The organism is Pseudomonas corni (genome assembly GCF_057128765.1).
In genome coordinates this window covers 112,116-137,983 of sequence record NZ_JBSKHW010000007.1, presented here as the reverse complement: position 1 = coordinate 137,983, position 25,868 = coordinate 112,116, and the positions used below count along the sequence as shown (strand labels likewise).

Genomic DNA, 25,868 nt, shown 5'->3' with positions numbered 1-25,868 from the left:
TGAGCGATGGACAGGCGTGCATCCAGGCTGGCTGTGTCAGGCGCTGAGCGCCTGATCGATAGCGGCGGTCAAGCGCGGATCATCCGCCGCAACATCCGGCGCGAACCGGCCGATCACTTTGCCGTCTCGCCCGATCAGGAATTTCTCGAAATTCCACAGCACCTCGGTGCCTGCTCCGCTTTCGATGCCATAGCCCTTCAGGCGCTCACGAAAGGGACCGTCGCCGGTAGCGGCTGGCTGGGCGTGGATCAGTTCTTTGTACAGTGGGTGCTTGTCGACGCCGGCGACCGAGATTTTGGAGAACAGCGGGAAATGCACGTCGTAAGTCGTCGAGCAGAACGACTGGATCTCGCTGTCGCTGCCAGGCTCCTGTTCCTTGAAGTTGTTGGCGGGGAAACCCAGCACCTCAAGCCCCGCGCCTTTCTTGCTCTGATAAAGGCTTTCAAGGCCCTCGTATTGCGGTGTCAAACCGCATTTGGACGCCACGTTGACTACCAGCAATACCTTGCCCTTGTACTGGCCAAGATTGCTGGAAGTGCCGTCGATTTGCTTCAGCGGGATGTCGTACAGAGAATCGCTCATGCCTGTCTCCTGTGTTCAGTGTGATGTCGTGGTTGGTGAAATATCACTGGTTTGCATCCAGGGACACCTTAAAGCGTGTGCCCGATAATTTCTGCCCCCATTTGCAAACCGCCAGCGTAAATGCGCGGCACGCAGTGCGAATTTCTGAACTGTTTGGCCGCCAGCGCCTCTATTTTTTGCGCAGCACGCGGCTGATGCCCGCATCGTTGCGTGCATCTGGACAGCGCAATGAACCAACTGACAAGGCGAACCCATGAACACATTCATCCCACTCGAAAAGCTGGCAGACACCAATCTTGGTGATTTTCACGAAGTCTGGCTGACTTCCCAGGAGACCCATCCGCAAGATCCGTCTCTGGAACACAGCGTGTGCCTGTGGCGCGTGGACCGGGTGCTGACCGATGACGTCAAGATTGACGACGAGTATTTCCAGGACCTTCCCTGCCTTTGGTTGAAAGTAGACGCGTTGACCGACAAAAAGGCCATCGGCCTGGTGGAAAACACCCTGAAAGACTGTCTTGCCCAGCAGGGTCTGAAGGGTGAGTTTTTCCCGGCGGAAATGCCCGATGCTGAAGTTGAAAGCGATGCGCGTGACCTGAGAAGCTGATTGGTTTTGCACGTTGAAAGAAGTCATCGATCTGCCGGCATTCCGGCAGATCGAACACGTCTTACAGAGTCGTCGCCAACAGCCAGTCGCTAGAGAGAATCCTGCGCGTCGACGGATTCGAACCACTGGGCATAAGGGCTGTTCTGCACCTTGTGCTGATTGAAGTCCGGCGCACCATCAGTCCACCACACCTCTCCTCGTTCCCCTAACGCTACCTTTGCTGCCTGAACCTGCGCGCGCGCTGATTGCAAGGCATCGGGGTTTTGCGAAGACTTCGCCTGCCGCACGCCTCTGCGCGCTGCCATCAAGTCGTGTACATAGCGCTGACGATCTTCCTCGGCTAGCGCCGGGTTAGAGCAACGCCATAATTGACCCTTCACGATGAAGTAGCGGCCATCGGGTGTTCGCGGATAGGTCGCCATTCAGGTCGCTTCCTTTAAATCGATTTCGCGGAGGGTTCTGACGCCAGATGGATTCATAGAATAAAACACGCTTAAAAAGCCATCCAAACGAATACTTTACGGACACTAAAAAACCTTTACGGAAGTATCTTTCGCTGTCGCCTCCTCATATCCGCATTAACCCGTACCCGCTGCGTTATCTACTGTAAGGTGGCCTCGTTACGCAGGCAGTCATGTATCCGACACCTCTCCGGTACAAGCAGTGCTACCTGATTCAAGCCTCCGGGCCGCATTTTCGCGGCAACATCGCACAACGTGCTGCGACTGATTCAAAGCTCCCATCGCTACACCTTACTGCGACACCGTGAGCAGCGTTTGGCTGTTCCTGTTTGCAACACCCCCGGAGCGGCACCATGGACCAATACACACAAGACGCCACGGACAGTGCAGCCCTGGAAACAGCACTTGCCGACTGCGCGCGCGAGCCGATCCGTGTGCCCGGCGCCATTCAGCCCCATGGAGTTTTGTTGAGCCTGGGCGGCGAGCCACTGTGTATCGAGCAAGTCAGCGCCAATTGCGCTCGGGACCTGGGCATGGACAGCAGCGAGTTGCTGGGCAAGCCCTTGTCGACGTTGGTGCCAGCGCAACAGTTTTCGCTGATCGCGCTGGCGTACGCCAGTCCTCGGGGTGCTGACAGCGACCCCCTTCGCTTGCGCTTCGGCAACAAGGATTACACCGCGTCGCTGAACCGCGTCGACGACGCACTGATCATGGAACTTGAGCCCTATGTCGAACCGGCTCAGGACCAGTCCCGGATAATCACCCGGGTGTTGCGCAACCTGCAGGCCGCCACCACGCTGGAGACACTGTTCGACATCAGCGTCCATGAGATACAGGCGCTGACCGGGCACGAGCGAGTGATCATTTACCGTTTCGAGCCTGAAGGTCATGGCAAGGTTGTCGCCCAGGCTTTGAGCGGCAGCCTGCCGAGCTACAGCGGTTTGAATTTTCCGAGCTCCGATATTCCTGCGCAGGCGCGGGAGCTGTACCGCTTGAACTGGATTCGTGTGATCCCCGACGCGACTTATGTGCCTGTGCCGATGGTGCCATTGCTCAGGCCGTCCACCGGTTTACCGCTGGATCTGGGATTTTCGACGCTGCGCAGCGTGTCTCCGGTTCATTGCGAATACTTGAAGAACATGGGCGTGCGCTCCTCGATGAGCATTTCGCTACTGGACAGCGGGGAGCTATGGGGCCTGATTGCGTGCGGCCATCCTGAGCCTATGCTGGTGCCCCGCGAAATCCGCGATGCCTGCGCCCTGATAGGGCAATTGCTGTCGGCTAAGATCGTCGCCATTGTTGCCAATCAGATTCAACGCGAGCGCGAAGACAAAGTGGTCTTGCTTGGGGAATTGGCGTTGGCCATGAGCCGTGCTGATCGCGACATTCTGGACGGGCTGGTGAACCGCCCCGAACTGCTTCAGTCCCTGACCGTGGCGCAAGGTGCTGCGGTACTGATCGAAGATCAGCTTCATTTGTTTGGGCAATGTCCTACCCCAGAGCAGGTGCGAGACTTGCATTTCTGGATTCGTGACGTGGGTCTGACCCGCAAGAAATTCAGGCAGCAAGCCGTTGGGCTGCAAGGCTTGGGGCTGTTCCACAGCGATTCGATGCAGCAGGAATATCCGGCGAGTGCGGCCTACCGTGACGTCGCCAGCGGAGTCATTGCTTTCATTTTGCCCAAACCCGTCGCCAATGCGGTGATGTGGTTCCGCCCGCAACTCACCTCGACCATGAACTGGAGCGGTAATCCCTCTCAGCATCTAAGCCCCGGCACCAAGGGCTCGGCCAGCCACCGCCTGCATCCGCGCCAGTCTTTCGATTTGTGGGAAGAACAGGTGACAGGCATCGCGCAGCCATGGTCTCGCGCCGATTTGTACGCCGCCGAAGATATCCGCCGTTCCGCGCTGGAAAACGATCTTGAGCGTCAGGTCCATCGCGAGCAGGAAGCGGTGCGACTGCGCGATGAACTGGTGGCCGTGGTCTCCCATGATCTGCGCAATCCGATGTCGATCATCATCATGCAGTGCGGAATGATGCAGCGCTGGGCGGGCAATGACGCGGTGCTCGAAAACCACCAGATCCGGCGCGCGCTGGGTACTATCGAAAAAGCCACCACGCGCATGAACAGTCTTCTGGAAGATCTGCTGGACACCGCCAAAATCGATGCGGGCCGTTACCAGTTGTCGTGCGTGGGGCTGGATGTCACGAGTCTGCTGCAAGAGGCTTGCAGCCTGCTCGTGACACTCACCACCGACAAAAACATCGAACTCAACTGCACGGCCGCCCATGGGCTGGTGGTGAATGCCGATCCCGAGCGTATTTTTCAGGTGCTCTCCAACCTGGTCGGCAATGCCATCAAATTCACCCCTGCTGGCGGACAGATAAATATCGACGCGGCCAGCCACGGCAGCGACGTGCTGATCAATGTCCGCGATAACGGCGTTGGCATTCCGGCCGAGCACCTCCCGTATATCTTCCAGCGGTACTGGTCGATCAAGGAAGGCAATCCCAGCGGCAACGGCCTGGGACTGTACATTTCTCAAGGCATCATCGCCGCACATGGCGGCCATCTGTGGGCGAGCAGCCAACCGGGAGCGGGTGCCACTTTCACCTTCAGCCTGCCTGCATACGACGGGCCTTCTAGCGCGGGCGAGACCACGCTTTTCAAGCAAAACGGCGCTACCCACCGGCTTGCCCAGTCAATTTCTGTGAAACTTGAGCGTCAGCAACTGGAAGATCGGGTCGCCCGCACCGTATTGCTCAATGAGCTTAATCACCGGGTAAAAAATACCTTGTCGACAGTGCAGGCCATCGCCTCGCTCACCGCCAGTCATTCGGATTCGCTGGAATCATTCCGCAAGGGTTTTGATGCGCGGATATTCGCCCTCAGCAGGGCACACGACGCGTTGGCCCGTGGCGAGTGGATATCTGTGGAGCTGGCAGAGCTTGTCGATCAGATCCGCGTCTCAAGTGGCGGTCTGGACCGGATCACGCTCAATGGCGATGCCGTAGCGCTTGAGCCTAGAATCTCGCTCACGCTGGCGATGGTGCTCCACGAACTGACGGTCAACGCGCAGCAGCACGGCGCGTTGTCGCAGCCCGATGGACACGTCACCATCACCGCGGCGCTTAATCTGACCGATACGCCAGGCGCCCTGACAATCAATTGGGTTGAAACGGGCGGCTGCGCGGTGAGCGGGAGCCCGGTGAAAGGATTTGGCATGCGGCTGTTACAGCGCAGTATCGAACGTGAACTCAATGGCAAGGCAGAGGTTCGTTTCGAACCCTGCGGGCTGAGGTGCTTGATGACCATCCCCTGGATCGAACCTTCTGAAGGAAGTCTGTGACCTTGACGATAGCGCAGTCCATATCGTCGCCTCAGGTGTTCATTGTCGAAGACGAGACAATGCTGGCAATGCTCATTGAGTTAATGCTGGAAGACTTCGGATACGCCACCGCTTTCCACGCCAGTCGGCTGGAAGACGGGGTTGAGTTTGCCCTGACCGGCAGCTATGACGTTGCGATCCTGGACATCAATATCATCGGGGGCACGTCTTTCCCGATAGCCGCCGCGATCGCCCATCGGGGTATCCCGTTCATGTTCTGCTCAGGCTATGGCCAGATGGGTATCCCGCCAGCGTGGTCAGATCACCGGTGCCTGGCCAAACCGTTCAGCGCCGAGCAGTTGGAGAGCGCGCTGAACGACTTGCTCAACCCATTCACTGAAAGCGCCCACAAACCTGGGCTTGAGCCGTAGCAATCAAGCCCGGCGCCACTGAGCGCTTTACCCAACCTTTACCCACTCTAGACGCAGCTTTACACGGATTCGGTGTTTCATACGTTCATGGCGAACCCACACATGCCGCCAGAGGAGACACCATGTTTTCGAAGATGATCCAAGCCGTTGTGCTGTCAGGCAGCCTGGCCGCAGCCGGTGCCGCGAGCGCCAATGATCGCAACGTGATCGTGCCCGTCATCGCAGGCGCAGCAGTGGGCGCGGTGTTGGCCACCATCATCAGCAACTCCGGTCATGATAATTACCAGCGGCCGCAATACCAGGGTTACCAACCGCAGCCACGCTATCAACCGCAATACCAACCGGTCGCGTACGTGCCGGTAAGGCAGCGAGTTGAATACCGCAGATTCGATGCGCCGCATCGCGGTTATTACGATCGTGGTCCGAGCCGCTTTGATGATCGCGGCTATGGCAACGGTCACTATCAGGGTCGCGGCGACGGACGCTGGTAAGCCATGTCGTTGATAACTGACCCGCAGGCATGAAAAAGGCCGCTGACGTTGCTGTCAGCGGCCGTTTTTTTTAATGCACAAATACTCAAACGGTGTATTACTGGATACGTAAATTCTTGCGGTTATCAGCACGTAATAACCCGGACTTAAACTGCTGAATAAATAAGGCCGTTTTAAATCCGCGACTCAGCGTTGTCGCCTCCGCCTCATAACTTTTGACGCAGCGGCCAAAATTGATCAATACAACACTGTCGTCGTTGGATTCAATCGCATCTAAGGATGAACTTGCAGGCATCGGATTGGCCATCTTTTGAGTCTCCCACACAAGGTCAATAAAATCCGGTTGCGGCCCATGGCGACTGCAACCGGATCGAACGGTTACTGCAACGCGGGATCAAGCTCGGCTTTACCCTGCGCCAGACCTGAGCCTAGATCAGCTCCGGTCATCGGGTCAGCCGACAGATCCGATTTGGTACGTTCTTTCATCATGGTCAGGGTGACCGAGTCTTCTTCACTCAAAGTGACTGACGCCGTACCGTCCCCGCCATCCACCGCTGGATGTGGATTTTCGACGTACTCGAACTCCGCATCATCGTTCCACGGGCCACGTACGTTCGGCTCGCCATTGGACATGCTGAAGTAAGTACGGCTGAACTCCGGCATCCCTGGCAATTTGCCCTGAGGGAAATTAGGCTGGATGGAATGCAGTGCTTTCTCGAACGACAACTGGTGAGCGATTTCCCGAGTCATCAAAAAGCCGAGAGCGTCTTTGATACCTGGGTCGGTGGTCACGTTCATGAGGCGTTCGTAGACGATTTTCGCCCGGGCTTCAGCTGCAATGTTTGAGCGAAAGTCCGCTGTAGGCTCGCCAATGGTGTCGATGTAAGCAGCCGTCCACGGAATGCCTGCCGAGTTACACAGCGGTGCCCCGCCGCCGTACAGCAAGCTGGTGATGTGCGAGTCGTTCCCTGCGCCGTTGATCTCGCGATACAACTCGCCTTCCGCCTGCACGCCTTCGGCCATCTTGCCTTTGGCGCCCTTGTTCAGCATCACGATGATCGAGCCAATGATTTCCAGGTGGCTGAGCTCTTCAGTGGCGATGTCGAGCAGCAGATCCTTGCGGCCTGGATCTTCCTCGGCCAACGCTTGGGTGAAATAACGAGTTGCTGCAGCCAGCTCGCCCTGCGCGCCGCCGAACTGTTCAAGTAACAAGTTCGCCAGGCCCGGGTTAGGTTCGGCAACGCGTACAGTGTATTGAAGTCGTTTGTTATGAAGAAACATGGTGTATCTCCTAATTCAGGCTTTTGCTGGTTATAAGGCGAAAGCGAACTAACGATTCAAAATCGCTGACTGCAGGTTTCCGCTAGTGGAGCTGTAACGCTCAGTAAGTAGGAGCAATAGGGCGCGGGCTTAATTCGAGTATTTATTCGAAAGCGCGACAGGCGGTTAAAGAAAATTAGTTCTGTCTAATTGAATTTTCGCGACCGGCGGAATTACATTTTCACTTTTTCATTCATATGGATTAGGAGTCAGTGAAAACCATTCAAAATCGTGACCCCGCGGATACAAAAACGCCGCTTTTCAGCGGCGCCTTTTGTCACTGTAAGTTTAAACGGTACCGGCAACTACTTTAGCGGCTGGCTGAGTGCGACGACCCAGAGTACCCGCGCCGGCAGCAACCAGGCCCGAGATCACCAGAGTGATCAACAGAATCCAGCTTGCCTGGGAAACACGCTTGGCTGCTACATCTGCAGCTTCACGGGCTTTCTGCTCGGCATCGGCTTTCAACTGCTGATACTTGGCGTAGGCCTCACGGTAGCTCTGCTGAACCTGATCAACCATCTGGTTAGCTTCGGCGTCGGATTTACCAGTGCGCGCCTTGATCAGATTGACCATCGCTTCGCGGTCAGCTGCATCCCACGCTTTGTCGCCCTTGGCTTTGACACGATCAAGCAGACCGCTCAATTGGGTGTCGGCCTGTTGCGGCGCGGACATGCTGTTTTGCGCAGTGTTTTTTGCATCCTGCTGTACGTTCTGCGCATCTTGTTTGGCCGCATCCGGGTTCAGCTCAGGCTTGCCAGTCTGGCGCATGGCTTGCTCAAGTTCGCCCTGAATGTCGTTCAGGTTGAAATCAATGCCCTGCTGCTTGAGTTGATCCTGAATCTTGCCACCTACCGACGGCGCGACTTGTGCAATGCCGCTGCCGATTGCAGAGAGGCCGCTGCCTGCCAGATTCAAGCCACCGCGCACAACGCCGGTCACTGCGCTCGATACCAGGTAAACAGTGAGCAGAGAAACAGTTGCCCACACCAGCAGCCCGTGCAGGCCGCCTTCGCGATGAGCGAGTCGGCCCGCAGCCCAACCGCCTACAAACAGCGAGATCACTGCACTAACAATGACCCAGATGCCAGCACTGGTACCCATGCCTTCTACAGGGTTGCCTTCACGCAACGGCTCAATTGCCGATGTTCCGATGGCAGTACCCAGCAGGCTCAGGATCAGCGAAACAATCATGGCCAGAACAACACCCGCGATCACAGCGCTCCAGGAAATGCGCTTGAGTAGCGGCGCGTAGGTTTCGACTCGATCATAAACAGGTTGGGAGCGATAAACAGGTTCGTCTTGGATCATTTTTTTATTCCTTTAGCGGCAGTTACTGCGCAGTAAAAAGCTCAGTTGTCATGCCCGAATGATGTAGATCAATTGCGGGACATGACGTTTTTTGGTTTCGGTTTTTAGCTGCTGGAATGTGGTGCATCCCAGCCCGCTAATCTCTGGACCGCTGGGATTCGAAAACTGTTCATTCGAATATTTTCCACGCCGACGAAATGCACGAATGCGTTGTTGATGGCGTTAATTGTCGGTAGCGAGAGTGACTGTCGGTCGGATTGACGAAACCGTTGGCGCTGCAAGCCAGTCAGTCTTTTGCCATGGCGCTTTGCATGGATATTAGGCAGATCCGCCGTGGACGTTCGGTCGGAGCTTTGATTGATTGCGAGGATTACCCATGATTGATGTCGTCATTGCGGCTCATGCCCCAGAAGCGCTGCCCGACAGTGAGTCTGCAAAGCGTTCCGGCAAGGGGCGGCATATGAACGTCATTACTTTGGTGCATGGCCGCAGTCATCACCTGACCAACCTGATTCAGGGGTTGGAGTCCTCCAGCCTGACCCCACAAGGGTTGTGGATCGTGCACATGAATGAGCCACCTGGGGATTTCACCCGCCAGGCATTTCCGATTCATACGCTGCGAGTGGACCAGCCTGCGGGCTTGCCTTTGGCCAGAGCGCGCAACTGCGTGACTGCGGTCGACCCGCTGGCGCCATGGGTTTTTCTCGACGTGGACTGCATTCCCACGCGCGATCTGCTTGCCCGTTACCGCGACGGTTTGCAGGCGCAGCCTGATGCGCTGCACATGGGCCAGGTTCGTTACTTGCCCGAGGGCGCCAATCGCACCGGCTGGGACGAAACGTCGCTGTACGCGCAGGGCGTTGAGCACCCGCTGGCAAAGTATCGCAGCGGACCTGGCAACCCCCTGCCCCATCATCTGTTCTGGTCACTCAACTTCGCCTGCACAGGCAGCACGTTTGCCCGCATTGGCGGGTTCGATGACGGCTATCAGGGGTATGGCGGCGAAGATACCGACTTCGCGTTTCGGGCGCGGCACCAGGGCGTGAGCCTGATCGACAATTCGGCGATGGCGTTCCACCAGTACCACGCCACTTACGATCCGCCGTTGAACCACTTCGCTGACATCGTCACTAATGCGCGCCGCTTTCACAGCCGCTGGGGTGTCTGGCCCATGGAAGGCTGGTTACGTGGATTTTGCGAGCAGGGCTTGCTGGACTGGACTGACGATCGCCTGGAAATCATTCAGCCGCCGTCCAGCGAACAGGTGGCGCAGGCGCTGAATACTAATCGCCTGGGCTTTTGATCACCTGCGCCATGGCGTCTTCGATAAATTGTGCGGCACGCGCTGCGGCTCCAGGGTCGGCCCAGCGACACCAACGATCAGGGTCGAGCCCAAGCGCTGCATCCAATAGCGCGGGCCATTGTGGCGATGCTGGCCAGCCATCCTCTAGCCCTATGGCCACGTTCAACTCATTGAGTCGTCGCGCCTGCAGTCGCTGCTCGTCAAAGGGTCGGTCTTCGCCCACGGCGATGTAGCGGCAACCGAGGGAAGCGGCCTCGCCCACCAGACTATCGCTGGCACTGCCAACCACCACTTCAGCACTGAGCATTTCATCCAGCGGATTGTCCAGGCGGCCTAGCCAGTGCAGGTTGGGCATCGCCGCACCGGGAGCCAACCCACCGACGATGCGAAACTCCCACTCAGGGCATTGCTGCGCTACTGCTTCGATCAACGTGGCCGATAAACCTGTCCCGCCCTGCCCGGTGATGATCAGTGCCTGTCTGGTTTTGATGACGGCGGCAGGCGCGTCGGCGAAACGCGAGAGCCAGCCGCTGTAAGAAGTCTTGGCGCGTATCCATTTTGGCGTGTCGGGCGATTCCATTTCGGCGGGATACGGCGCCAGCAGTGCACTGGCGCTCTCATACGCCAAGCGGTGCGCTGCATCATCGCGCAGGCCATGCTGACGCACATACACCACCGGCACCGAACAAAGCCGCGCAAACAATGCGACTTCGACCGACACGTCGACCACCAGAACACAGGGCCAGTGCTCGGCAAACCACTGAGCAAGCATCGCCATGCGCTCGCGCAAGCCGTCCACCGCCAAGGGCGCATAGTGCAACACCTCGAAGTGTTCGACTTTCATGTCCGGCGCCGTATCCCCCGGCAGTTGCAACCTGTTCACGCCCGCAGGCAGCTCATCCGGCAACTGCGAGCCAATCAGGGTGACCGGCACGCGTAACGCCCGGGCGATGCGTGCTGCGCGTACGCCGTGACCAGCGCCATGGTGATGAACGTAGTAGCCGACGTGGGGCTCAGACATGTTGCGCTGCCACTTCGGCCAACAGGGCTTCGTACCGGTCGAGCATCAGGCTGTGACTCCACAAGGCTTCAGCTCGCGCCTGGCAGGCTTGCCGCGATTTGCCGCGAGCCACCACAAGGGCGGCGGCAAGCGCTGTCACATCATTGGGTGCCACCAGACAACCGACGTCGTCGCTGATCAAGTCACCCATGGCGCCGCGATCGAAAGCCGCCACCGGGGTACCACAGGCCAGTGCTTCAGCGACCACTAGACCGAAGGGTTCATCCCAGCAAGGAGTCACCACGGCCACCGCAGCGCTCGCCAATTGAGCAGCAAGTTCTGCTCGCTGCAAGTGGCCCAGATAGTCGACGCCCGGCCCCAGCCGTGGCGCGATCTGATCCCTGAAATAAGCCTCGTCCACCATCTGCCCCGCTAATCGCAGAGGGATGCCAGCCAGGCGCGCAGCGTCGATCGCCAGATGCGCGCCCTTTTCCGGCACCAGTCGGCCAGACCACAGTGCGTATTCTCCTACGGTCGCGGCGGGCTGCCAACCGTGCAGCTCTATTCCGTTTGGGATCACCTCGCAATGGGGGACCCAGTCGCTCCAGTTGCGCGCGTTGGCAGTCGAGGGAGTGGAGAAACGCCCGCTCTGGCGATCAGCGCGCAGCGCATTGGTCATTTCGAAGAACGGCGGCGTGTGCAGCACGGTCAGCATCGGAGTGCGGATCAATGAGGCCATGGTCACCGGGACGTAATGCAGACTGTTATTGAAGATCACGTCGAAGCCGTAATCATCAATGCCCTGCATGAGCTTGAGGTAAGCATGATGCTCGGCGACATAGGCGCTGCTCAGGCTGGAATGGCGACAGGCATCTTCATCCGGAACCGCCACAGCCTGCAACTGGGCAGCGCTTCCGCCCTTGGCAAATAGTGTCACGGCGTGGCCGCGCGCACGCAAACCAAGGGTCACGTCATGGGTGAACGCTTCCAGGCCACCTGCAAAGGGCTGGCACACTGGAAATTTGATATGGGTGAGGATGCCGATGCGCAGTGGATGATGTCCGCCTGCAAAGGGTGTTCGGGGAATCTCTTCTTGGTAGCTGCGCCACATGCCCTGCCTCCTTATCGTTATTGATTCAGGCGGCGGGGAACGGCATTGGTTCCGCGAATCAGTCGTCAAGCCGACGCTGGGGCGGCAGCATCCGGTCAAGCATGCCATCGCGGCGTACCGCCACATGCCAGACAGTCGCGGCGACGTGAAGCACGATCAGCCCATAGACCGCAAACTGGCACCACACATGCACCGTGTCGGCGAAGACCCCCAAGGGTTCATTCTTGGCAAACCCTGGCAACGCAATGATCCTGAAAAACGGCACGTCCTGGCCATTGCCTGCCATGAGGTATCCCGTGACAGGCATCACCAGCAGCACGGCGTAAAGCAAGCCATGAACCAGGCTTGCCAGCACCGTATTCACCCGGCCGGTATCAGGCGGATACGCTGGAGCACGATGACGCCAGCGCCAGGTCAGGCGTATCAGCACCATCAACAGCACGCTGATCCCCATGGACTCATGGGCCATGTACCAGAAGACCCGCACCGGGCCCGGCGGAAAATTTTCGGCCACCCAGACAAAAGGCAACAGCAAGCACAGCGCTGCGACGGTCAGCCAGTGCAACGCCTGAGCAACGCCGGTGTAACGTTCCATGGAAATCCTCTACTCAACCGATCCCGCTATCAGAATCTGGAGGGTAGCGCAGAAGGCGAGGATTACGTCCTGACATCTCTTATCCGTATGCGTTTATGGGGCAAATCGCGTCAATGCCCGATGACCAGTTCACTGGCCTGCCGGTCGCCTTTTGCAAAGCCATGGACTTGCGCGCGCGACGCAATGATCAGGCTTATCAGTAACAAGATGAGTAAGACCCAAGGGAAGGAACTGACTCCCCATTGACCGAGCAAAACACCCCCCAGTAACCCGCCGCCTGCGATAGCGCTGTTCCAGACCACAACGTTCATCGAAAGCGCCACATCAGCTCCCTCACCTGCCGAGTCGGCCAGCGCGGTTTGCAGAAGCGTCGCGGCACCCCCGAAAGTCAGGCCCCAGATGAAAACCCCAAGATAAATCGCCACGGGAGAGCCTGAAAACAAGCCGAAGAACACCGAGACCGCTGCGAAGGTCGCTAGGCTGGCGAGTACCGTCTTGCGCAGATGACGATCAACCAATTGTCCGGTTATCCAGATGCCCGCCAGCGCCGCGACACCAAATGCCAGCAATACCAGATCAACGTCACTCGCAAGCCCGGCCTTGGAAACGAAGGGTGCGACGTAGGTATAAAGAATGTTGTGCGCGAGCATCCAGGTGAAGACGACTCCCAGCACCGAACGTACGCCGGGTGTGAAAAAGACCTGACGCAACGCCATGCGCTGTGAAGAGGATTGTCCGGGGTAGTCCGGCACCGTGAGCAGTACCCAGGCGATCAACAGCAGGGTCATGCCGGACATCAGTCCAAACGCCATGCGCCAGCCCATGAATCCGCCCAGCCAGGTTCCCAAAGGCACCCCCAATGACAACGCGATGGGTGTTCCCACCATCGCCACGGCCAACGCACGACCCTGCAAGTGCGGGACGACCATGCGTCGTGCGTAACCTGCGATAAGGCTCCAGGCCAGACCTGCGGAGACGCCAGCAAAAAACCTCGCAATCAGGGTCAGCCAGTAACTGGAAGACAGCGCGGTGACGGAATTGAATATCAGGAAGCCGACAATCGTCAGCAGCAGGACTGTCCTGCGGCGCCAGCTTTGCGTGGCGATGGTCAGCGGAATCGCCGCCAGCAGTGAACCCAACGCATACACAGTGACCATCTGCCCGGCAAAGGATGGCGAGACCCCCAAGCCACTGCCGATTTCGGGCAGCAACCCCGCTGGTAGCGTCTCGGTCACGATGCAGATAAATCCCGTCATGGCTAACGCCAGTAATGCCCCAAGTGGAAGTTTTTCGGCCTGTCGCTCATCTGTAATCATTGGATTCGCTCTACTAATGTACTGGTCGATACAAATATAGGAACCAGGCACTCGCTAGTCAATGACTTATGTATCGATTAGTATTTAAATAACTCTGGAGGGGACCCGACATGGCACAGATGGGACGTCCGCGCACGTTTGACCGCGACGAAGCAATCACTCAGTCACTGCATTTATTTTGGGAGCATGGATACGATGCAACATCGCTCAACCTGCTCAAGGCCAATATCGGGCAAGGCATCACCGCGCCGAGTTTCTACGCCGCCTTTGGCTCCAAGCAGGCCCTGTTCAACGAGGTAATGCAGCATTACCTCAACACCCACGGTCGGGTCACCGACAGCCTTTTTGATACCACCCTGCCACCCAGAGAGGCAATTGAACTCACCCTCCGCCGTTCAGCAAAAATGCAATGTGAGCCCGGTCATCCCAAGGGGTGCCTGGTGTCCCTGGGGCTGATGAGTGCTTGTTCGGAAGAGAGCAAGGCGATCTCTGAGCCGCTTGCTCGGGCAAGGAACCTCAACCGTGCGGGGCTGGTGGCTTGTGTCGAGCGTGCCATTGGCACAGGTGAATTGCCTGCGACCGTTGTGCCGGAGGCGCTGGCCACCGTGTTCGACGGTTTTCTGCTGGGGATCTCGGTGTTGGCCCGGGACGGGATACCTTACGAGCAGATAGACGAAGCGGTGACGCACATCATGACGTTGTGGGACGCATCGCGTACCTAAAGCGCGTAGTCAATGTGCTATCAGCTGTTCGGTTCTGCAAAGACAATTTGCGCCAGGATCAGGCGTTGATCGACCGAGAGCGCATGCAGTCTTACCCCCAGCTAATTTCCGATCACGGACTCTACTTCCGCCTTGCATTGAAGCAGTGCTGCTTTTAGTTTTTTCAGATCTTCATGGAAGCGAAGCGCGGGCACAGCCAGCGAAATGGCGTAATGCTCGGCCAAACCGCTGCGCACACAGACACCGATACCGCAGACGCCTCTGGCGTGTTCTTCATGATCGATCGCGAAACCTTGCTCTCGAGCGGTACGCACCTCTTGGATAACAGCCTCAACTGCGAAAATAGTCGAGGGCGTTCGACGCTCCAACGGGTCAGCCAGCAATTGGATCACGAATTCGTCGGAAAACGCGCTGAGCAGTGCTTTTCCATGCGCGGTGCAGTGGATGGGAAACGCCGTACCCACAGGCGATACAACGCGTAACTCTTGATCAGATACGTATTGATCGACTGATACCGCATGAAGGCCCCGATAAACCGATACATCGACCGTCTCCCTCGTTCTGCGCCCAAGGCTTTCGACATAAGGCCGTGCGATAGCCACAACGTCTGTATGTGCCGAGGCCGCAAGCCGAACCAAAGCAGGGCCAAGCCGGACGCCGGTGCTGCCTGTGAGCACCATTTGCTGCGCCTCCAACGCTGTGACGATTCTATGAACCGTTGTGCGCGGCAACCCGGATGCTTTGGCAATCTGGCTCAAACTCAGTCCTTGGCGCTGATTCTCCAGGGACTTCAATACGGCGGCCGCTCGCGCGATCACCTGCTTTCCCCCGCTATCGACTTCTGATGCCATCACTCACCCCAGCGTTATTCATCGATATCCCGTTGACAGGGTCATCGTATCTCAAGACTATCCGTACCGCCTAATGGTTAACTATTCCGCTGAACGGACAGCTATATATGATGCAGACACTTTCCAAAGCTGGATCCCTCACACTGCTTGCCGTCGCATGTCTGACCATCATGGTGGGATGTGTGATTGTCCCAGGGCTTCCCACCATCGCTCGCCAGTTGGGTGTCGAGCATGCGGCGAGTTGGCTGGTCACAGTCCCCTCCCTTGGGGTAATCGTATTTGGAGCCTTTGCCGGAAAACTCATCCAACGCCTCGGTCTATACACGGCGCTATGCCTGGGATTGTTCAGCTACGGATTGCTGGGCGCCGCAGGGTTCATGCTGCACGGCGCACTTGCTGTGTTCACGGACCGGCTCATGCTTGGGGGTTCTACAGCACTGATCATGGCGGCCGGGACAGGCCTGATCTCCGAGTTTTATGAGGGCAAAATGCGGCTGACCATGATCGCCCGGCAAGGTATGGCCATCGAACTGGGCGGCGTCATTTTTCTTTTCGTGGGCGGGGTACTGGCGAGCGCGGGATGGCAGTGGCCGTTTGCGCTTTACCTCACCGCCTGGATATTTCTCGCCCTGGTTCTGACTTTCGTGCCACGACCTGTGAGTGATCATCAGGCAGAAAGTGTTGGAGAACGCCAGACTCGCCTATCCATCACGCTCAAAGTCGTGTTTGCGCTGGCGCTGCTCTCAATGATGGTGTTCTTTACCGCCGTCATCATGCTGCCATCAAGGCTTCACGATCTGAATTTCAATGAAGCGCAGGTCGGATACTTCCTGTCGTTTACCTCTCTTGTCGCTGTGGGCGCCGCTGCTCTCATGCCTAGAACCGCACACAAACTGGGCGAACATGGAACGCAAGCAGTCGCGTTTATGTTTTACGCCTTGGCTCATCTGGCCTTCTCCACCGCTGACGGATTAATGCTCATGATCGGGGGCAGTCTCTGCCTGGGGATTGGATTTGGGCTGTCCATACCGCTGGTAAACCACATGACGATAGAACAAAGCAAAGCGGATCAGCGAGGTCGCAATCTTGCGTATTTGTCGGTGGCGATCTTTGCCGGCCAATTCCTGTCTTCGTTCATGGAGTTCATGCCTGGAAGCCAGTTGCGGGTGTTTGGGTGTGCTTGCGTCATCGCTTTGGGGGTGGCTCTGATACTCATGCTTGCTCTCAAAAAAAGCTGGATAAGCCTTAATGTTTGAGCAGCCTTGCGGGCGAGACAGGTAGTGAGAACGCCCACCCACGCTGTGCGGGGAAAATCGGTTTTTTCGGACTGCAAATCAGCCACCGCTATATAGGGCTGTAGCGCTTCACTTCCACTTCATGTTCCCGTTTTGGCGACACAGCTTACCCAGAAGTGGCACTACCGCCTCGCAGAACAGCCACGTACTGTTCGTCGGCATCTTCAGTGAAGATGTCTGCCGGAAAGCCGACGGATCAACGACGATTCAACAGCGGGCGTATCGTCGCAACCGCTGCGTCATTGAGAGCGTCGACCATAACAGTGCAACTATCCACTCCAGGAAGAGATCAGCCGATGGCCAGCGAAATAATCCGCAATCCCCAGACCGACCAACTTCTCACCCCTGAGAATTCGGTTTTGATCATCATTGATTATCAACCGGTTCAGGTCTCCTCGATCCGCTCGATGCCTCGGGACGAGCTAGTCTTCAACATCACCAGCGTCGCCAAGGCAGCGATCAACTACAACCTCCCCATCATCCACTCCACCGTCAACGTCCAGACAGGTCGCAACAAGCCACCGATTCAAGAACTTCAGGAAGTGCTGGGCCATCTGCCAACCTATGACCGTACTTCGATAAACAGCTGGGAAGACACTGAGTTCAAGCAGGCGGTCAAAGCGCTCGGCCGCCGCAAGTTGATCATGACCGCGCTCTGGACCGAGGCCTGCCTAACCTTCCCTGCTCTGGACGCGATCCAGGAAGGCTACGACGTATACGTGCCGGTCGATGCGGTCGGCGGCACGTCCGTCGCCGCGCACGAGGCAGCGCTGCGCCGCATGGAACAGGCCGGCGTAAAACTGATCAGCCGTGTGCAAATGTACTGCGAGCTTCAGCGCGACTGGGCACGGGAGACGACTGTTCCTGGTTTCATGGGCGTCTTCGATAATTTCGACGGTTTCAATCCCGAGAAGGGTCAGTGAGCAGCCAAAATTAACTGCACAACTGTCGTCTGATCACCGCGGCGCTCGCCAGTGCTTGCGCTGCAACTCTGAAGGGAACGATAAGAATGAGTGAATTGTTTATCGTTGTCGGGCTTAAGGCCAAGACAGATAGGGATGTAAGTTTTTCAGATATCAGCAGCCTTTTGCTTCTAACGGCTACTGCAATGAAATGAGGAACACATAGATGGACATGGAAGAGTTACAGACGTTTGTTGAAGTCGCTGATTCCGGGGGCGTTTCATCTGCTGCGCTCAGGCTAGGCGTGTCCAAATCGATCGTCAGTCGCAGGCTTGTTCGGCTCGAAACGGAACTTGGCGTCCAGCTTCTTTCACGGTCCACCCGCGGTGCTGCGCTAACTGAGGCAGGCGCTACATTTCGCGACTATGCAGCCAGGGTATGCGCCGAGATAGAGTTAGCCAGGGAAACGATTCTACCAACCGGGGCCCTTCGCGGCCGCTTGCGAGTTGCCATGCCGCTCTCTTTCAGCCCGACTCATTTTGCTCCCGTACTCGCAGAAATGGCCCGACGGCATCCTCAGCTATATATCCATACCTGCTACACCGACCGCTTCGTTGACATCATCGCGGATGGTTACGATTGTGCGATACGAATTGGCTATCTTCAGGATTCAAGCTTAATCGCAAGACGTATCAGCCCCATTTCCGTGAAGCTTGTCGCCAGTCCTGGCTATATCAAGGCGCATGGTTCGCCTGAGGTGATCGAGGAGCTTGGCGCCCACCACGCTCTCATGCAAGGCACCGAGGCTTGGCAATTCATGGATGGGGAAAACATTGTTTCGGTTCGTCCGCAGGGGCGTTTCAAGGCCGACAACGGCACTGCATTAGTCTCTGCCGCAGCAGCAGGACTGGGGATCGCTTACCTGCCTGATTGCCTCACTTACGAATATCTGAAGTCAGGGGCGCTCGTGCCGATCATGACACGCCATCCACCTCCCCCAGCCGGTGCTTATGTCATTCGACCGCCAGGCCAGCATCCCGCACGTAAAATCAGTGTCCTCACCGAGCTTCTGATCGAGTATTTCGGCACCGCTCCGTACCTTTCGGCGATGCCGCCGTCTGCTGGTGATTCTTGCTCCTGAAAGTTGTGCAACACGGCTGCTGATCTCTGCCGAAATGACGCGACTTTTTAATCGGGCTCTCGGCCGATCACCGTTGTCTGCAGGTCAATTTTCTTCAATACCGTTCTATCGCTTGGCTCTACTTTCTGGACTCACTTACGAGTACTGAAGGTTTCTCATGAACGTTGTTTTTTCCATGGCCGCTTTTGCTCTCGCCTGCTCCATCAGCCCTGGTCCGGTCAATATTGTCTCTTTGGGCTGCGGAGCGCGCTACGGCCTGCGCGCCGCGCTGCCCCATGTCACCGGCGCTACATTAGGATTTATCCTGCTGTTTTTGCTGATCGGGCTGGGGCTCAATGAAGTGCTGCGCCAGTGGCCGCTGTTGACCCAGGTGATTCGTATCGCTGGCGTGGTCTTTCTGTTGTATCTGGCGTATCAATTGGCTGGCGACGACGGCCGACTGAACACCGAGCAGGAGCAGCCCATACCTTCTGCACTTAACGGGGCACTGATGCAGTGGCTTAACCCCAAGGCCTGGCTCGCCTCCTTGGCCGGGATGGGCGCTTTTGTGGCCGATGGCGACGTACTGATGGTGTGGCTGTTCTCCCTGCTGTATCTGGTGATTTGCTGGCTGTCACTTGCTTGCTGGGCGTTGGCCGGCGCCTCACTGCGCGGCTATCTGAAGCACACCGCCGCGGTCCGCTGGTTTAATCGGGGCATGGCCGCATTGCTGGCGGGTTGCGCCGTTTATCTGTTGCTAGAGTGACCAAACCCCGGTATTGCCCGGGCGTGGCTGCTAGCGTGCGTTTGAAAAGGCGCTGCAGGTGGGCCTGATCCGCAAAGCCAACGTGGGCCGCCACTTGGGCGATGTCGTCGCCACGGCGCAAGCAATCGCGAGCCAATTGCAGGCGACAGTTGATCAAAAACGCATGGGGCGTCAGCCCGTAGTGAGCCTTGAAAGTACGAATCAGGTAGGACTGCGAAAGCTGCACCGCCGCAGCGATTTCCTCCACGCTAAGAGACTGTATGCAGTGCTCGCGGATAAAGTCTGCAGCATCGGAAACCTTGCGCTGGCTACTGGCATCATGACTGCTGGTCGGCGTCAGTCGTGCAACCAGTCGCTGAAAGAAATCCTGCGTTGCATCCTGCATGTTTTCCGGTGTCGTGTTGATTCCGGTCAGGGTGCAGTAGAGCGTGTCCAGTTCGGCAAACAAAGTGGAATCATTGCTGTAATTCTCTTCAAAAGGGACAAACCCGCCCCCCGCGTCGATACCTGTTTGCTGTTGTAACGAACCCAGCCAGTTCGTATCGACATAGAACATCCGATAACCCCATGGCTGGTCGTGCAACGGGTTACACGCATGCACCACGCCCGGGTTGATGATGACCACGCTTCCACTGGCGATTGGACGGCTGCTGTGGCCATGCAGATAGGTGCTTTGCCCCGTCATGATCGCGCCGATGGAAAAGGTCGTGTGGGAATGTCGCCCATGGGTGAAGGTGCGACCGTCCTCGACGTTACGGATCTCGATATGAGGGACGACGGGGTGGCGCCAGTAGTGAGACATAAATGCTCGGATCGTCGGAATGCTTCTGGTTGTAGCTTGAAATGATCAAGGCTCGCAACCCCGCTTTGCTCCATCCTTCGGCGCTGCGATAGTCAGGAGCGCTGCGACATACGGCTTGTGGCCGGTCGCAAGCATTGCCAACGCCGATCCGCTGGCAATGCGCGCCTTAGCCGCTGTCGGCGGCGACAACTTTCTCAGGAATGCTCCGAAGCGGGCGACAGTGCCTCGCGCTGCGCAGTGGCATGCGCGCCGTGGGGTTCGCCCACCAGCGGAATCTCCTTGTTGTCAGCGTTATACAGCTTACCGCCTCTGAAGTAGTCACCATCACGCAACGCTGCCACGTCGCGGTACTGCAAGCTGCGCTCGGTACCGGCGACGAACACTGACTGCTGGTCGGAGTTGCCGACGGTGAAGTGGTTGTACGTCAGATTGAGGACGATGGCCATGATCGCCGACGAGCTAATGCCGGAATGGAAGATGGTGGCGAACCAGGTCGGGAAGTGATCGTAGAAGTTCGGTGCCGCGATAGGGATCATGCCGAAACCGATGGAGGTGGCGACGATGATCAGGTTCATGTTGTTGCGATAGTCGACCTTCGACAGCGTGCGAATACCGCTGGCGGCTACGGTGCCGAATAGCACGATGCCAGCCCCCCCCAGCACCGAGGTGGGGACAGCGGCGATGACCCTGCCCATCACCGGCAGCAAGCCCAGAATCACCAGGAACACACCGCCGGTGGCAACCACATAGCGGCTTTTCACCCCGGTGACGGCCACCAGACCGACGTTCTGGGCGAAGGCACTCTGGGTGAACGAACCGAAGATCGGTGCCAGCAGGCTGGAAAGCATGTCGGCGCGCAGGCCGTTGCCCAGCCGCTTGGCGTCCACCTTGGTGTCGATGATTTCACCCACGGCCAGGATATCGGCCGAGGTTTCTACCAGCGTCACCATGATCACGATGCACATGGAAAGGATCGCTGCCAAATGAAAGGTCGGCACCCCGAAATGGAAGGGACTCGGCAAGCCAAAGATCGGCCCTTGGCTGACTGTAGTGAAGTCAGCCATGCCCAGTAAGGTAGCGATTACCGTGCCGATCACCATGGCCAGAAGTATGGACAGACGCGAGACGGTAGCGCTGCCCACTTTGCTCAACACCAGCACCAAGACCAGGGTGAGCGCCGCCAGGCCGATGTTGCCCATGCTGCCGAAGTCTTCGGCGTGGCTGTTGCCGCCCATGGCCCAGCGCGCGGCTACCGGCATCAGCGTCAGGCCGATGGTGGTAATGACAATGCCGGTGACCAGAGGTGGGAAGAAACGGGTAATGCGCGAGAACACCGGGGTAATCAACAGGCCGATCAGCGAAGCGGCCATCACTGCACCGAGGATCGATGGGATACCGCCGCCTTCCTGACTCCCGACAATCGCCACCATGGTGGCAACGCCAGAAAACGACACACCCTGAACCAGGGGCAGTTGGCAGCCGAAGAACGGCACGCCCAGTGTTTGCAGCAGTGTCGCCAGGCCTCCAGCGAAAAGCGACGCGGCTACTAGCAGCCCGATCTCGGCATGAGAAAGCCCCGCCGCCTGGCCGATGATCAGCGGCACCGCGACGATGCCTCCGTACATGGTCAACACATGCTGCAGCCCGTACGCCATGTTGGCGAATAGGCCGAGGTTCTTATCTTCGCAGCGGACAGCGGTAGTCGGGGACTCGATCATGATAGTGGTACCCACATTTTTGTTGTGAGGCACTGTATTCAATATCTTCGAATAATGTCTATTACTTTGTATACAATAATTCTGCTGACGTCGATTCCAAACGCTGGACTCGGGGCACATGGGCTATCAGTTTTTTGCAACCAAACGCCTCAACCGGCCCATGGTCACTTCAGCTCCCGTCGCCATTGGACAGAACCCGTCACCCCGACTAACGTCAATTAAACATCCATGTCAGATGACGCTTCCTCAGCCTGTGCGTTCCTTCCGGACGCGATTCGAGAAGCCTTAGTGCCTGCAGTCGACAGTCACTCATGCGCGCCCCGCCATTCCTATCATCCAATGAGTGGGGCCTTGAATTTACAGGGGTCCGTCATGCGATTCATGGCTCTGCTTGCCTGCCTGTTTGCCTCGATGCTCAGCGGCTGCGTCACCACTGAAGCGGTCCAACAATTCGCCCAATCCTCACGCGAGACCTTGTCCGGCGCCTCGTCCATCGACAAGGATTTCTACCAGACCTGCGCCCGCGCCAACCAATACAAACCTGCCGGTATGTGGGCCGACTGCAAGAGCCAGATCCTTGAGCAGGCCGTCGTCTAACGCTGGCAGACCTGTCAACGCGTCGGTGCCCTGCAGCCGACATTTTCCCGGAGCGCACAGCAATGAAAATCCAAGAAATGATCGCAGCGGTACAAACAGCACTGAACATTGACAGCGATGGCCGGGCCGGGCCGCAGACCTGGGAAGCCATTCACAAGCATGTCGTCGGGCCGGTCCCGGTGGCGGCCGATGCATTGGTTATTTCCACCGTGGACCCGCGCAGCGAGAAATGCATCGCCACATTGCTGCCAGAAGTGCGGCCCTTCGCCCGGGCGCTGGTTCAAAACGCCGCAGCCGCGGGCATCACCATCAAGATCATCAGCGGGCTGCGTACCTATGAAGAACAGCATCACTTGTATGCTCAAGGTCGTACCGTCGTGCCCCCCGACAATCGCGTTACCAACGCCAAAGGCGGATTCTCCAACCATAATTTCGGCATCGCCTTCGACGTCGGCGTGTTCGAAGGCCGCGACTATCTCGGTGAATCGCCCAAGTACGCAGCAGTTGGCGTACTTGGCCAGGAACTGGGCCTGGACTGGGGCGGCAAATGGAAGACGTTCAAAGACATGCCGCACTTCCAGCTGCGACCCACCTGGGCCCTGGCAATGCCGGAGCGTGAGATGCTCGCCAACCTTCGCGAGCGCAAGTCGGGTAATAAGGAAGTATTTGTCTGAACTGCGCCCCAGGATTCCAGCAAAGCGCCCTTGCCCGCGAACGTGTCGTAGCTAGTGACGGCATACGGTGAAAGCTCAAGCCCGTGCCGCCGTTGGCATTAATGCCAAATGAACTTCGAAAATCCACCTCATTCGCCCAAGGCTGATTTCAACACCCAAAAAAATGCCAGTCGGTTGCGCCGACTGGCATTTTTCGTTTCAGGGCAACCCGCGTTTGAAAGAAGATTTAGATCGCATCCTCCATCGTCAGCTCAGGGGGTTGCCGACGCAAACCGCCTGTCAGGTACATCAGGTACACGAAACCAATCGCCAGCCAGGACAGCCCCAACTCGACAGCATTGGAGTCCAGGCTGAACATCAGCCAGAGATCGGCCGCCATGCCGGCCAGCGGCAACAGAACATATAGAATCATCGCCTTCAAACCGCGCCGTTTCTGCCCGATCCAGTAATGGAAGATGACCGACAGATTGACCATGATGAACGTTAGAAACGCGCCGAAATTGATGAATGAAGTCGAGGTGGTCACGTCCATTTTCAGCGCGAGTAATGCCACTACAGCGCTGAGCAAAATGCAGCCCACCGGCGTTCCGAAACGCGGCGACAGATAGCCGAAAAAGCCTTTGGGCAACACCGAATCTCGCCCCAGTACATAGAGCAGTCGCGAGCCGCTGGCCTGTGCAGCGATGCCCGAGGTGAACTGTCCGATCACCAGTCCGATCAGGAAGATCGACACGAAAAGATCGCCACCGATGTTCTTGGCAATCTCGTAGGCGGCCGAGTCGACATTGGCAAATTGCAACGAAGGCTCGGCCAGTTGTACTACATAGGAGGTGCCCACAAAGATAAGACCGCCGATTAGGGTCACCCAGAGAATCGCCCGCGGCATATTGCGCTCGGGGTCGTGGGTCTCTTCGGTCAGGGTGCTCACCGCATCGAATCCCAGATAGGAATAACAGGCGATCGCAGCACCGCTCATGATCATCGACCAGTGCGCCCCACCTGTGGCAAACGGTGCCAGGGTAAACAGCGGCTTGGAGGGATCACCCAGCGTGTAATGAACGCAGAGCACGATAAACGCGGCCAGAATCAGCACCTGAAGCAACAGCAACAGGATGTTCACTGCTGTCGCCAGCTTGAGCCCGTAGATGTTGATCAGGGTGGTCAGCGCAATGAACGCCAACAGCCAGACGAATTGCGGGATCTCGGGGAACGCCGAGTTGAGATAGGCGGTGCCGATCAACCAGATCGCCATCGGCAGAAACAAGTAATCCAGCAGAATCGCCCAGCCTGTCATGAACCCCAGCCGTGCATCGATGGCTTTCCTCACATATGTATACGAGGAGCCCGATACCGGGAACGCCTTGGCCATATGGGCGTAGCTGATCGCGGTCAACAGCATCGCCACCAGCGCGGCGAGGTACGCCATGGGCACATGGCCGCCGCTTGCTTGAGCAAGAATGCCGAAGGTGCCGAGGACGATGATCGGGGTCATCAGCCCTACCCCGAAAATGACCAATGTGCTGAGCGATAAAGTGCGTTTTAAGTGAGCCATTAACGTCTCCGATAATATTTTTAGTCGTCCGCGCGAGGCGAGCCGGATGTATGGCAGTGGCAAGAAAATCAACAGCTATTATTTTTTGGGGGGGTAGCGGTAAGCGCATTCAATCCATCGCCAGGGCCTAGGGTTGAATGAGTTTGCGGTCAGGTCATTGGCTGATGATCAGTTCGCGGCGCTCCCCGACTTCGACGATCTCGCCGTTCAGTCGCATGCGCTGGTGATGGTCGTAAACGTAGGGTTCGCGTGCCTTGCCCAGCAGCTGCATATCAAGGGAGAGCCGCAGGGTCGCTTCGTCACGCCCGGCCTCGACCAGCAAATCGCCAAACGGGTCGACAACAGCGCTGCCTCCAGCGAACACCAGACCGTCGTCACCCTGCCCCACGCGGTTAACCATGACCGCAAAGGCCTGATTTTCCAGTGCACGGGCCATGACACAAGTGCGGTGTGTCGGGCCATAGGGATCAAAATTGCCGTTGGTGACAATCAGCAACTGCGCGCCCAGTTGACCGAGTGCGCGGGCGGGTTCAGGGAATTCGATGTCGTAGCAGATCATCAGCCCCACGCGTATTCCCTTCCACATCACCGTCGACATCCGGTCACCCGCTTGGAATACATCACGCTCGCCCGACCACAGATGAGTCTTGCGGTAGTAGAGCGCGATGCCGTGTTCAGGGGTGATGAGCACTGTCGTATTAAAGAACCGGCCGTCATGAACTTCTGCGATGCCGACCGCGACCGCAATATTTCGCGCCTTCGCCGCCTGATGAACGCGGGCAAGCGTAGGCCCGTCGAGCGGTTCGGCAATGAACGCGACGTTGGCTTTGGTGGGAAAGCCGGTCAGGTAAGTTTCCGGCAACACCAAAAGCTCGGTATCCGATGCGCATGCGTCGATCAGGGCGAGGGTGCGGTTCAGGTTGTACTCGACATCCCCATCGCGACCGGTAACTTGGGCAAGTTCGACATTCATGTGTGGTTTCTCCCCATAACTCCGGCCGACGCCGGTTAC

General features: G+C 57.6%; 26 protein-coding genes. 12 read left to right on the top strand and 14 right to left on the bottom strand.

The window, feature by feature from the left end; all coding sequences use genetic code 11:
• Window positions 1–36 precede the first annotated feature (36 nt).
• On the bottom strand, window positions 37–582 hold the full coding sequence (locus ACWKV9_RS13075; RefSeq protein ID WP_483836534.1) for a glutathione peroxidase: 546 nt from the start codon (window positions 580–582) through the stop codon (window positions 37–39).
• Between the two features lie 253 nt (window positions 583–835).
• On the opposite strand from ACWKV9_RS13075, the gene ACWKV9_RS13070 reads away from it, so the two are divergent.
• The gene (locus tag ACWKV9_RS13070) at window positions 836–1,189 is read left to right on the top strand and encodes a hypothetical protein (protein ID WP_483836533.1); all 354 of its coding nucleotides are present in this window, start codon (window positions 836–838) and stop codon (window positions 1,187–1,189) included.
• An 89-nt stretch (window positions 1,190–1,278) separates the two neighbouring features.
• On the opposite strand, the gene ACWKV9_RS13065 is transcribed toward ACWKV9_RS13070, so the two are convergent.
• Complete coding sequence (locus ACWKV9_RS13065) at window positions 1,279–1,611, bottom strand: hypothetical protein (RefSeq protein WP_483836532.1); 333 nt, start codon at window positions 1,609–1,611, stop codon at window positions 1,279–1,281.
• 392 nt (window positions 1,612–2,003) lie between these two features.
• Here ACWKV9_RS13065 and ACWKV9_RS13060 point away from each other — a divergent pair, with 392 nt between their 5' ends.
• The 3 genes from ACWKV9_RS13060 (at window position 2,004) to ACWKV9_RS13050 (ending at window position 5,901) form a co-directional block, all read left to right on the top strand.
• A complete protein-coding gene (locus tag ACWKV9_RS13060; RefSeq protein ID WP_483836531.1) occupies window positions 2,004–5,000 on the top strand; it encodes an ATP-binding protein in 2,997 nt (998 codons plus the stop codon).
• Window positions 4,997–5,410, top strand: a complete 414-nt coding sequence (locus tag ACWKV9_RS13055; RefSeq protein ID WP_483836530.1) for a response regulator — start codon at window positions 4,997–4,999, stop codon at window positions 5,408–5,410. The genes ACWKV9_RS13060 and ACWKV9_RS13055 overlap by 4 nt, the downstream gene beginning before the upstream one ends.
• A gap of 122 nt (window positions 5,411–5,532) precedes the next feature.
• Window positions 5,533–5,901 carry a hypothetical protein gene (locus ACWKV9_RS13050; protein ID WP_483836529.1) on the top strand — a complete coding sequence of 123 codons (369 nt, stop codon included), beginning with the start codon at window positions 5,533–5,535 and terminating at the stop codon, window positions 5,899–5,901.
• 97 nt (window positions 5,902–5,998) lie between these two features.
• Here ACWKV9_RS13050 and ACWKV9_RS13045 read toward each other — a convergent pair whose 3' ends face one another.
• The 3 genes from ACWKV9_RS13045 to ACWKV9_RS13035 all read right to left on the bottom strand — a co-directional run bounded on the left by ACWKV9_RS13045 (window position 5,999) and on the right by ACWKV9_RS13035 (window position 8,532).
• Entirely contained in the window at window positions 5,999–6,208 is a 210-nt protein-coding gene (locus ACWKV9_RS13045; protein ID WP_483836528.1) for a hypothetical protein, read from the bottom strand.
• A 71-nt stretch (window positions 6,209–6,279) separates the two neighbouring features.
• Window positions 6,280–7,182 (bottom strand): manganese catalase family protein, encoded by a 903-nt coding sequence (locus ACWKV9_RS13040; protein WP_483836527.1) that lies wholly within the window; start codon window positions 7,180–7,182, stop codon window positions 6,280–6,282.
• A 327-nt stretch (window positions 7,183–7,509) separates the two neighbouring features.
• The gene (locus ACWKV9_RS13035; protein ID WP_483836526.1) at window positions 7,510–8,532 is read right to left on the bottom strand and encodes a hypothetical protein; all 1,023 of its coding nucleotides are present in this window, start codon (window positions 8,530–8,532) and stop codon (window positions 7,510–7,512) included.
• A 376-nt stretch (window positions 8,533–8,908) separates the two neighbouring features.
• Between ACWKV9_RS13035 and ACWKV9_RS13030 the strand changes: the two genes are divergently transcribed.
• Window positions 8,909–9,835 carry a glycosyltransferase family 2 protein gene (locus tag ACWKV9_RS13030; RefSeq protein WP_483836525.1) on the top strand — a complete coding sequence of 309 codons (927 nt, stop codon included), beginning with the start codon at window positions 8,909–8,911 and terminating at the stop codon, window positions 9,833–9,835.
• Here ACWKV9_RS13030 and ACWKV9_RS13025 read toward each other — a convergent pair.
• From ACWKV9_RS13025 to ACWKV9_RS13010, 4 genes are all read right to left on the bottom strand, one after another.
• On the bottom strand, window positions 9,816–10,856 hold the full coding sequence (locus tag ACWKV9_RS13025) for a hypothetical protein (protein WP_483836524.1): 1,041 nt from the start codon (window positions 10,854–10,856) through the stop codon (window positions 9,816–9,818). The genes ACWKV9_RS13030 and ACWKV9_RS13025 overlap by 20 nt on opposite strands.
• Window positions 10,849–11,946, bottom strand: a complete 1,098-nt coding sequence (locus ACWKV9_RS13020; protein ID WP_483836523.1) for a glycosyltransferase — start codon at window positions 11,944–11,946, stop codon at window positions 10,849–10,851. Before ACWKV9_RS13020 ends, ACWKV9_RS13025 begins: the two co-directional genes overlap by 8 nt.
• A gap of 58 nt (window positions 11,947–12,004) precedes the next feature.
• On the bottom strand, window positions 12,005–12,541 hold the full coding sequence (locus tag ACWKV9_RS13015; RefSeq protein ID WP_483836522.1) for a cytochrome b: 537 nt from the start codon (window positions 12,539–12,541) through the stop codon (window positions 12,005–12,007).
• Window positions 12,542–12,651: 110 nt separating this feature from the next.
• A complete protein-coding gene (locus ACWKV9_RS13010; RefSeq protein ID WP_483836521.1) occupies window positions 12,652–13,857 on the bottom strand; it encodes an MFS transporter in 1,206 nt (401 codons plus the stop codon).
• 110 nt (window positions 13,858–13,967) lie between these two features.
• Here ACWKV9_RS13010 and ACWKV9_RS13005 point away from each other — a divergent pair, with 110 nt between their 5' ends.
• On the top strand, window positions 13,968–14,579 hold the full coding sequence (locus ACWKV9_RS13005; RefSeq protein WP_483836520.1) for a TetR/AcrR family transcriptional regulator: 612 nt from the start codon (window positions 13,968–13,970) through the stop codon (window positions 14,577–14,579).
• Between the two features lie 101 nt (window positions 14,580–14,680).
• On the opposite strand, the gene ACWKV9_RS13000 is transcribed toward ACWKV9_RS13005, so the two are convergent.
• Window positions 14,681–15,430, bottom strand: a complete 750-nt coding sequence (locus tag ACWKV9_RS13000) for an IclR family transcriptional regulator (protein WP_483836519.1) — start codon at window positions 15,428–15,430, stop codon at window positions 14,681–14,683.
• A 107-nt stretch (window positions 15,431–15,537) separates the two neighbouring features.
• Here ACWKV9_RS13000 and ACWKV9_RS12995 point away from each other — a divergent pair, with 107 nt between their 5' ends.
• From ACWKV9_RS12995 to ACWKV9_RS12980, 4 genes are all read left to right on the top strand, one after another.
• Complete coding sequence (locus ACWKV9_RS12995) at window positions 15,538–16,686, top strand: MFS transporter (protein WP_483836518.1); 1,149 nt, start codon at window positions 15,538–15,540, stop codon at window positions 16,684–16,686.
• Between the two features lie 335 nt (window positions 16,687–17,021).
• Window positions 17,022–17,648, top strand: a complete 627-nt coding sequence (locus ACWKV9_RS12990; RefSeq protein ID WP_483836517.1) for a hydrolase — start codon at window positions 17,022–17,024, stop codon at window positions 17,646–17,648.
• A 205-nt stretch (window positions 17,649–17,853) separates the two neighbouring features.
• Window positions 17,854–18,768: a LysR family transcriptional regulator gene (locus ACWKV9_RS12985; protein WP_483836516.1), complete on the top strand. Its 915-nt coding sequence runs from the start codon at window positions 17,854–17,856 to the stop codon at window positions 18,766–18,768.
• A 157-nt stretch (window positions 18,769–18,925) separates the two neighbouring features.
• A complete protein-coding gene (locus tag ACWKV9_RS12980; protein WP_483836515.1) occupies window positions 18,926–19,513 on the top strand; it encodes a LysE family translocator in 588 nt (195 codons plus the stop codon).
• Here the strand turns inward: ACWKV9_RS12980 and ACWKV9_RS12975 are convergent.
• Both ACWKV9_RS12975 and ACWKV9_RS12970 read right to left on the bottom strand, forming a co-directional pair.
• On the bottom strand, window positions 19,455–20,315 hold the full coding sequence (locus tag ACWKV9_RS12975) for a helix-turn-helix transcriptional regulator (protein ID WP_483836514.1): 861 nt from the start codon (window positions 20,313–20,315) through the stop codon (window positions 19,455–19,457). The genes ACWKV9_RS12980 and ACWKV9_RS12975 overlap by 59 nt on opposite strands.
• A gap of 194 nt (window positions 20,316–20,509) precedes the next feature.
• Window positions 20,510–22,033: a nucleobase:cation symporter-2 family protein gene (locus ACWKV9_RS12970; protein ID WP_483836513.1), complete on the bottom strand. Its 1,524-nt coding sequence runs from the start codon at window positions 22,031–22,033 to the stop codon at window positions 20,510–20,512.
• A gap of 372 nt (window positions 22,034–22,405) precedes the next feature.
• Between ACWKV9_RS12970 and ACWKV9_RS12965 the strand changes: the two genes are divergently transcribed.
• Both ACWKV9_RS12965 and ACWKV9_RS12960 read left to right on the top strand, forming a co-directional pair.
• Complete coding sequence (locus ACWKV9_RS12965; protein ID WP_483836512.1) at window positions 22,406–22,630, top strand: hypothetical protein; 225 nt, start codon at window positions 22,406–22,408, stop codon at window positions 22,628–22,630.
• A gap of 62 nt (window positions 22,631–22,692) precedes the next feature.
• On the top strand, window positions 22,693–23,304 hold the full coding sequence (locus ACWKV9_RS12960; RefSeq protein ID WP_483836511.1) for a M15 family metallopeptidase: 612 nt from the start codon (window positions 22,693–22,695) through the stop codon (window positions 23,302–23,304).
• A 226-nt stretch (window positions 23,305–23,530) separates the two neighbouring features.
• On the opposite strand, the gene ACWKV9_RS12955 is transcribed toward ACWKV9_RS12960, so the two are convergent.
• Window positions 23,531–24,856, bottom strand: a complete 1,326-nt coding sequence (locus ACWKV9_RS12955; RefSeq protein ID WP_483836510.1) for an APC family permease — start codon at window positions 24,854–24,856, stop codon at window positions 23,531–23,533.
• A 154-nt stretch (window positions 24,857–25,010) separates the two neighbouring features.
• Window positions 25,011–25,829 carry a carbon-nitrogen hydrolase family protein gene (locus ACWKV9_RS12950; protein WP_483836509.1) on the bottom strand — a complete coding sequence of 273 codons (819 nt, stop codon included), beginning with the start codon at window positions 25,827–25,829 and terminating at the stop codon, window positions 25,011–25,013.
• Between the last annotated feature and the right edge of the window lie 39 nt (window positions 25,830–25,868).